This window comes from Salegentibacter sp. 24 (assembly GCF_004362395.1).
Classification (GTDB): domain Bacteria; phylum Bacteroidota; class Bacteroidia; order Flavobacteriales; family Flavobacteriaceae; genus Salegentibacter.
Genome location: NZ_SNWE01000024.1, coordinates 50,614 through 58,711, shown reverse-complemented (window position 1 = coordinate 58,711; position 8,098 = coordinate 50,614). Strand labels below are relative to the sequence as shown.

Annotated in this window: 6 protein-coding genes; 3 read left to right on the top strand and 3 right to left on the bottom strand. The window is 35.8% G+C overall.

What is annotated here, in order from left to right; translation table 11 throughout:
- The 3 genes from DET49_RS15370 to DET49_RS15360 form a co-directional block, all read left to right on the top strand.
- On the top strand, positions 1-2,779 hold a 2,779-nt coding region (locus DET49_RS15370; RefSeq protein WP_133549271.1), incomplete at its 5' end, for an HYR domain-containing protein.
- 12 nt (positions 2,780-2,791) lie between these two features.
- The gene (locus DET49_RS15365) at positions 2,792-3,703 is read left to right on the top strand and encodes a type IX secretion system membrane protein PorP/SprF (RefSeq protein WP_133549269.1); all 912 of its coding nucleotides are present in this window, start codon (positions 2,792-2,794) and stop codon (positions 3,701-3,703) included.
- Positions 3,704-3,720: 17 nt separating this feature from the next.
- On the top strand, positions 3,721-5,574 hold the full coding sequence (locus DET49_RS15360) for an OmpA family protein (protein ID WP_133549267.1): 1,854 nt from the start codon (positions 3,721-3,723) through the stop codon (positions 5,572-5,574).
- A 565-nt stretch (positions 5,575-6,139) separates the two neighbouring features.
- On the opposite strand, the gene DET49_RS15355 is transcribed toward DET49_RS15360, so the two are convergent.
- From DET49_RS15355 to DET49_RS15345, 3 genes are all read right to left on the bottom strand, one after another.
- On the bottom strand, positions 6,140-6,646 hold the full coding sequence (locus DET49_RS15355; protein WP_133549265.1) for a CAP domain-containing protein: 507 nt from the start codon (positions 6,644-6,646) through the stop codon (positions 6,140-6,142).
- Between the two features lie 180 nt (positions 6,647-6,826).
- Positions 6,827-7,735 carry a ribonuclease Z gene (locus tag DET49_RS15350; protein WP_133549263.1) on the bottom strand — a complete coding sequence of 303 codons (909 nt, stop codon included), beginning with the start codon at positions 7,733-7,735 and terminating at the stop codon, positions 6,827-6,829.
- A gap of 10 nt (positions 7,736-7,745) precedes the next feature.
- Positions 7,746-8,078, bottom strand: a complete 333-nt coding sequence (locus DET49_RS15345) for a ribonuclease Z (protein ID WP_133549261.1) — start codon at positions 8,076-8,078, stop codon at positions 7,746-7,748.
- Between the last annotated feature and the right edge of the window lie 20 nt (positions 8,079-8,098).

Here is an 8,098-nt window from a genome sequence, read left to right as displayed (position 1 = left end):
CGCAGTCCTTGATAATGATTCTGATCCTGATAATGATGCCCTTGAGGTAACCACTACCACTGCTCCAACAAACGGAAGTGTAGTGATCAACCAGGGTGGAACTGTAACTTATACTCCAAATAACAACTTTAACGGAACTGATTCTTTTAGCTATACCATCACTGATGGAAATGGTGGAACCGATACTGCTATGGTAACGGTAACGGTAGGTGCTACAAATGATGCACCGGTAGCTGTGGATGATTCCGCCAATACCGATCAGGATACTTCTGTATCAATAGCCATACTTGAAAATGACTCCGATATTGATGGGGATCAATTAACCATTATTGAGGTGACCGAACCGGATAATGGCTCTGTAATTATTAACGAAGATGAAACAATAACTTACACTCCTAATAATAGCTTTACGGGAGTTCAAACATTGGAATATATCATATCTGATGGAAATGGAGGAACAGATACCGCTTCAATAAACATTACTGTAAATGATACTGAAGGTCCAGAAATAATGTGTCCCGATAATATTAATGTCTCCGTTGACACTGAAGTTTGTGGTGCCATAGTTGAATTCACTATTCCGGAATTTAGCGATAATTCTGGTTCTGCTACTATCGAGCAGATCAAAGGAATGGCATCTGGAAGCTTTTTCCCGGTTGGAAGTACAGCTATCACCTTTGTCGCAACTGACCAAGCAGGCAATTCAACAACCTGCAATTACAATGTAATTGTAACTGATGATGAAGCTCCAGTTATTGAAGAAAAAAATGATATTACTGTAAATACTGATTCGGATTCATGTTATGCCATTGTAGATTTCGATATTCCATCTGTAACTGATAATTGTGGAATTGATACTATGGAATTAACCAATGGACTTGAACCAGGATCTGAGTTCCCTGTAGGAAAGACTAATATTACATATACAGTAAAAGACACCAATGGAAATACCGCTACTGAAAACTTTACTATAACCGTAATAGATAATGAGGCACCTGCAATAGCATGTCCTAAAGACATAATTGTTAGCACTCAAGCCAATGAAGCTTATGCCTTGGTCAACTTTGAAAATCCTTCAGCAACAGATAATTGTGAAGTTACTGTAGAACAAACTGGCGGACCTGTTTCAGGTTCTCAGTTTCCAATTGGAATTACGACGATAACCTTTACTGCTACTGATAATGCAGGAAATACTACCCAATGTAGTTTTTCTATATCCATTAAAGATACCGAAGATCCAACTTTAGCTTGCCCTAAAGATATTTCAACAGGTGTTGATAATGGAATTTGTGGTGCTGTTATAGAATTTGAAAATCCGAAAGGTTTTGATAATTCAGGAGAAGTAAGTGTCGAACAAACTGCAGGTCCCGAGTCAGGAGAATTATTTGCCGTGGGAATTACCACTATCACTTTTACCGCTACTGATCCTGCAGGAAATACAGCAATCTGTAGCTTTGATATAAATGTAAATGATGACCAGGCTCCGGTTATTGAAGAAAGGGATAATATCACGGTAAACACGGATCCTGGGATATGCGGAGCCATTGTAAACTTCGATATTCCTTCAGCTACAGATAATTGTGGTATTGAAACCGTGGAGTTAGCCGGTGGACTTGAACCTGGATCTGAGTTTCCTGTGGGAACCACCACTGTCAACTATAAAGTTACAGACATTCATGGCAATTCAGCTATATCTAGTTTCAATGTAACAGTTATAGATAATGAGGCTCCAATAATTACCTGTCCGGAAAATATTTCCTTAAATGTAGAGTTTGGAACTGAGACGGTTCTAGTAAATTATAATGCAATATCTAATACGGATAATTGCACGGAAACCAGTATAGAACTAATAGAAGGTTTTGCTTCTGGTGAAGAATTTCCGATCGGTGAAACAAAAATTACTTATAAAGTGACCGATGCTGCAGGAAATTCTGCCACCTGCACCTTTAAGGTTAACGTTATAGAAGATCCGGAAGAGATTCCTTCTGCACCGAATGCACCGCAAGTTGACATAATACAGCCTGACTGTATTACGCCAACCGGAGTGATTTTAATAAATACTGAGGAGGGACTATCTTATAGTATTGATGGTGAAAATTATGAAGCAACAGGAGAATTTACTGATCTTGAACCAGGGACTTACGAAGTGACTGCTAGGGATGAGTTTGATCAAATTTCAGAAGCTATTGTAGTAATTTTAGAAGAACCAGTAGTAAACGAAATTGGAACCAGTACTACAAGTCTTTGTACCGAAGATTCAACTTTTGATCTTTTTGAATTACTTGAAGGTGAATACGATAACTCAGGCATTTGGATAGATACTAATGAAACCGGTGCTTTAAATCAAAGTTTTATAGACCCCTCTCTGCTGCAAGTGGGTACTTACACCTTTGAATACCAAATTGAAAATGGTATTTGTACCTCTAGCACTACCGTTTCTTTATCTATTAATGATGACTGTGTAGTATTACCTTGTAGTCTAGAAGATATAGAATCCAGTATTTCAAAGGCAGTTACACCAAATGGAGATAATTATAATGATTATTTCACCATAGATTTTGCAAGCGAATGTGGGTTCACCTACGATATAAAAATCTTTAATCGATGGGGTAATAAGGTATATGAAACCACCAATTATCAAAACAATTGGAATGGCTATTCTACTAATTCCATAACAAGTTCAAATCAATTACCATCTGGTACCTATTTCTATATTTTGGAAATTAGAAATAGTGGATTTGACCCTATTCAAGGTTACATTTATTTAGGAACAAAATAATACTGAAAAACAATGAAAAATATATATCTACTTCTATTTTGTCTTATGTTTTCGATATCAGCAGTTGCTCAGCAATTGCCACAGTTTACCCAATATATGTATAACACCATCTCTATAAATCCGGCCTATGCTGGAAGTCGGGATGGGTTTTCCATAACAGCTTTAAACCGGAACCAATGGGCAGGAGTAAACGGTGCCCCAAATACACAAACCCTTTCCATTCACTCTCCGCTTACTAATGATAAAGTGGGGTTAGGACTTTCTATCATTAATGATAAAACCGGATATGAGAATTATACTTATGCTTACGGAGATTTCGCTTATCGCCTGGATTTCAATAATGATGTCTCTTTAGCAATGGGATTAAAAGCTGGAATGAGTTACTACAATTTAGATCAGGAATTATTTACTGATCAACAGGTTTTAAACGACCCATTTTTTGAAGACCGATTTAATAAATGGACGCCAAACTTTGGAATAGGTTTTTACCTTTCCTCCCAAAAATGGTATATAGGGGCATCAGCACCAAAACTGATCAACAATAATAACCACGAATACAGTGAATTTCTAGCAATGGAGCAGGTTCATTATTATTTAACAGGGGGATATGTGTTTGATCTTAATGATAATCTAAAATTCAGGCCAACTTCTTTAGTAAAAATGACTAGTGGAGCACCTCTTTCCGTAGATTTTTCTGGAACAATGATTTTTAATGAAAAGTTTTATTTGGGCGCCAACTGGAGAATAGAGGATGCCTTAGGAGCTTTTCTTGACGTAGAGCTATTTGATGGTTTTAGAGCTGGTTATGCTTACGAATATCCAATTTCTGATATAAGACCGTATACCTCCGGTTCTCATGAAATATTACTTATATATGAATTCCGGTTTCAGAAAACACGTTACAAATCTCCTCGATTCTTTTAATATAAACACGGCTAATTATGAAAAAACAATACTATTTGAACCTATTTTTTTTGGTGTTTAGCTTATGCCTTCAAGCACAGTATGGCAAACAAAAAAAGGCAGATAAACTCTACAGCAATTTCGAATATGTGGAAGCGGTGGATGTTTATAAAGAACTCATAGAAAACAATTATAACCTTACGGAGAACAGGTTAAAACTTGCCGATACTTATATGAAATTAAGAAGTCCGGAAAATGCTGTTTTCTATTATGAAGATATTTTTAAAGATTCCTCTGATATTTCTCCCGAATATTTTTATGAATATGCTCAAGCATTGCGCGGAGCAAAAAGATATGACGAATCTCGGGAATGGTTGCAAAAATACTTAGAAAGCAGCAGTCAAGTTTCTACAGAAACTAAAGAAATACTAACACAAAATCTTCCAGAAACACAAACTACTTACACATTAAGCAAAAGTGAATTCAATTCCGATTTTAGTGATTTTGGTGCCGTGGTATATAATGGTGAAACCTATTTTGTTTCCGCAAGAAATTCCAAAAATTCAGAAAAACAGTATTCCTGGAACAAACAACCGTTTTTAGATATCTATAAGTTAAGTTCTAGTGGAGATACTTTCCCTATTTCAGATGAAATAAACACAAAACTTCACGATGGCCCAATAAGTTTTAGTCCAGATGGTAAAACCCTCTATTTCACACGAAATAATTATTATAATAATCAGGAAGGAAAAAGAGATAAGGAGGCAACCAATCATCTAAAAATTTATTCGGCTCAAAAAATGGGTGAAAATTGGGGGAATATTCAGGAATTGCCTATAAACGACAATGAATTTTCAGTAGGGCACCCTTCGGTTTCACCGGACGGAAAGACGCTATATTTCGCTTCCAGTATGCCAGGTGGTGAAGGTGGCACAGATCTTTATAAAGTTTCTATAAATGGAAATAATCTATTTGGAACCCCTGAAAATTTAGGTAAGATAATCAACACTAGTCAAGATGAAACTTTTCCTTTTATAGATGAAAATAATATCCTCTATTTCTCCTCTACCGGTCACGGAGGCTATGGTCTGTCAGATATTTTTAAAACAGATTTAAATAATGGAGTGCAAAACCTGGGTGAAACTATAAATAGTAATTTGGATGATTTTAGCTATTTCAGGAAAACTGATTCTAATTCAGGCTTTATAGCTTCGAACAGGGATGGTTCTGATAATATTTATGGATTTAATCAATTGCTTCCATTAGTCCTTAAGGGAAAAATAACTGACGCGGTAAATGGTAGTCCAATTGATCAGGCTACCATTGTGCTTTTCGATAAAAATAACAACCAAATTGCATTCCTTGAATCAGATGAAGATGGGAATTATAGCACCACTGTAAATAGAAACGTCGAAATTCCGTTGGAAGCGAAACAAATTGAATATCAAATTTTCAATGATACCATAAGCACTAAAAATACTGAAGATTCTGATAAAATTGAATATAATATTGCGCTCCAACCTATAGCGGACGTGGAATATCTTGCCGAAATAGAGAATATTTACTTCGATTTTGACCAAAGTTTGATTAAGCCTGATGCTGCAAATGAACTCGACAAACTTGTAGAATTAATGCAAGATGAATATCCAGACCTCGTTATTGAGATTGGCTCACATACTGATAAACGAGGAAGCGAAAGCTATAACGAAGCACTAGCCGAAAGGCGTGCTACAGCCACTCGTGAATATTTAATTGCTAAAGGTATTAGTCCAGAGCGCATTAAAAAGCAAGCCTTCGGAGAACGTCAACCTGCCATTGAATGTGAACGCTGTTCCGGGCAAGAACACCAACTTAATCGACGCTCTATGTTTAGTGTGGTGAAAATGGAGTAATATTCTATTTTAAAAAAAGCCTTTTTCCAGCCTGCGCCAGGCCAGTGTGAGTGTGTTTATTAAGGTCCCCTCTTATAAAACTTTGTATGGTCCATGCTTTTACAGTTATTCCTTTTGGGTGACAATTACCCTGATCCATTTTGGTTTTAATCTAATTTTTTAAGGAAAAATGGATCTTAGGCTAAGCATCTTATATTTTAAAGGTATAAAATAGCATTCACTTATTATTCTCCGTGTGTATGATACTTATAAGGCTACCTATTAGCTAGATTTTTAAGCGGTGTGGCATTTCATCGATAAATTTTGACCTTGTATTTCAGTACATTTCCGTGAGGCTACCAATTTAGAATACATAACTTAAACTTATTACCGAAACTTTGTCGTGGATTTCCTCTGTACTCAGGAGTGCGGTGAACACCCATCTTGTAAGATAATGATCAGTACTATGGTCTCCCTTTTAAGGAAGTTGCACAATCAATTGATAAGCCAAGCGGGGCGTGCCCCCACAACAAAAAAGGCTCAGCGTTTTACTGAACCTTTATGTGTAAATCTATAAAAACAATAGTTATCTTCTTATAAAAATATTGGTAAAATAGTTCCTGCCTTCTTCATCATCAACAACTGAAACTCCAAAATGAGAATGATTTCCTTCAATATTCTTTCTATGTCCATCACTGTTTAACCAAGCGTTCACTACAGCTTCTGCAGTCCTATAACCATATCCTACATTTTCACTTACCGCTTTTGCCCCAACAGTTTTTACTAAATTTTCGTAACGAATTCCAAAATTATCGTGGCTAACTTTTCCAATTTCTAGCATGTAATAATTGTGAGATTCCGCTTCAACTGAAATTTCAGCTATAGGCTTAAGAGATGAAAGTCCTAAACTTTCGCGGTGTTCATTTACCAAATCGAGAATACTACTTTCAATTTCCGAATAATCGAAATTGATTTTCTCCTCAGCAATATGGTTGTACGAATTTACTTCTTCTTCAATGCTTTCTTTCGCACAAGAAACCGTTGTAACAGTAAGCAAAACAAGCATAATAAATCTAAGTGTACTTTTTCTCATGGTTGATCATGTTAAACAAGGAAGATAAAAGTACACTTTTTATCGACTAAAAGCATATGTTAAAATGCATTTTATCGGTTTTATTTGTATTTTAACAGTTTATGTAAGATTAAACCTACTAAAAAGCATTAAAATTAAATCTACGAGAAGTTGATATGTAAGAAAAAATAAAGAAAAGTGCTATTCAAAGATAAAAACCTTACCGTCATCGGCTAAATCTACTTCAGAAAATATGGTGGCAGCCTCTTCTCTAAATAAATTTATATCGTTATATCGGGTAGAATAGTGGCCTAGAATAAGCTTCTTAACACCTGCCTCTTTGGCTATTTGTGCAGCTTGTTTCGCCGTACTATGTTTTGTAGGATAAGCCAAATCAGATTTGTCTTCAAGAAAAGTTGATTCGTGGTACAAAACAGTTGCTCCACTTATTTGCGGAATCATTTTCTGATTAAAGGCTGTGTCGCTGCAATAAGCGTAACTTTTAGGTGTAGGAGGATCTGCAGTTACAAGATGATTAGGAACAAGTTCCCCGGTTTCTGAAGTCACATCTTTTCCCTTCTTCATGCTTCTATAAAGGGAAACATCAATTTTATACTCAACCGCTTTATTTATAAGTAATTTGCGGTCTCCCGGTTTTTCTTTAAATAGAAAACCATTGGTATAGATTCTATGGATTAAAGGAATGGTCTCAACACTTACTTTCTCATCTTCATAAATAAGCTCTGGTTCTTTACTCTCTAATTCATGAAAATAAAGTGGATAATTGGTCCACGAATTAGAAAGTTTTAGTTGAAGGGTAATGATTTCCTTAATTCCCTTTGGACCATAAACATGCAGTTCGGTTTCACGATTCAGCAACCTGAAAGTTGAAATAAGTCCTACAAGACCGTAGGAGTGATCCCCATGGAGATGAGAAATAAAGATGTGTTTTATTTTAGAAAATTTAATCTTATTTCGTCTTAATTGCACTTGTGTCCCTTCACCACAATCAATCAAAAACAATTGGTTGTTTATTTCCAGCACCTGGGATGTGGGATTAGTAAAACTACGGGGAGTAGCGGCGTAACAACCAAGGATAGTAAGCTTCATTTTCAATTAATTAAAGGCCCAAATCTCTTTGAATTTCGTCCATTTGAATTAAATCTTCAGCTTCTTTTAAAGAAGGAACTACAACAATCTCTTCAGGTAATTCATCTATAGAAATTGCATTGCTTACCAATACAATCGATTTATTATTTTGTTGGTGAGCTTTTGATATCTCTAAAAATCCCATCACTTCCTCTTTTTGAAGACTATGGTATGCCAAAAGGCTAACCATAATATTCTTATTGTTAAATTCGGAATGCCTCCGCGTAAGGGAGGATACAAAATTTACCACGGGAGCTTCCAGAGGCTCTATTAAAATATAATTTTCTTTTTCGGAAATCTTCATAGCGTAATTCTTTAAAATTT

Bases quoted from the DNA above. Each gene is read 5' to 3' on its own strand.
- DET49_RS15355 (WP_133549265.1), bottom strand. From the start codon at position 6,646: ATGAGAAAAAGTACACTTAGATTTATTATGCTTGTTTTGCTTACTGTT.
- DET49_RS15350 (WP_133549263.1), bottom strand. From the start codon at position 7,735: ATGAAGCTTACTATCCTTGGTTGTTACGCCGCTACTCCCCGTAGTTTT.
- DET49_RS15345 (WP_133549261.1), bottom strand. From the start codon at position 8,078: ATGAAGATTTCCGAAAAAGAAAATTATATTTTAATAGAGCCTCTGGAA.
- DET49_RS15360 (WP_133549267.1), top strand. From the start codon at position 3,721: ATGAAAAAACAATACTATTTGAACCTATTTTTTTTGGTGTTTAGCTTA.
- DET49_RS15365 (WP_133549269.1), top strand. From the start codon at position 2,792: ATGAAAAATATATATCTACTTCTATTTTGTCTTATGTTTTCGATATCA.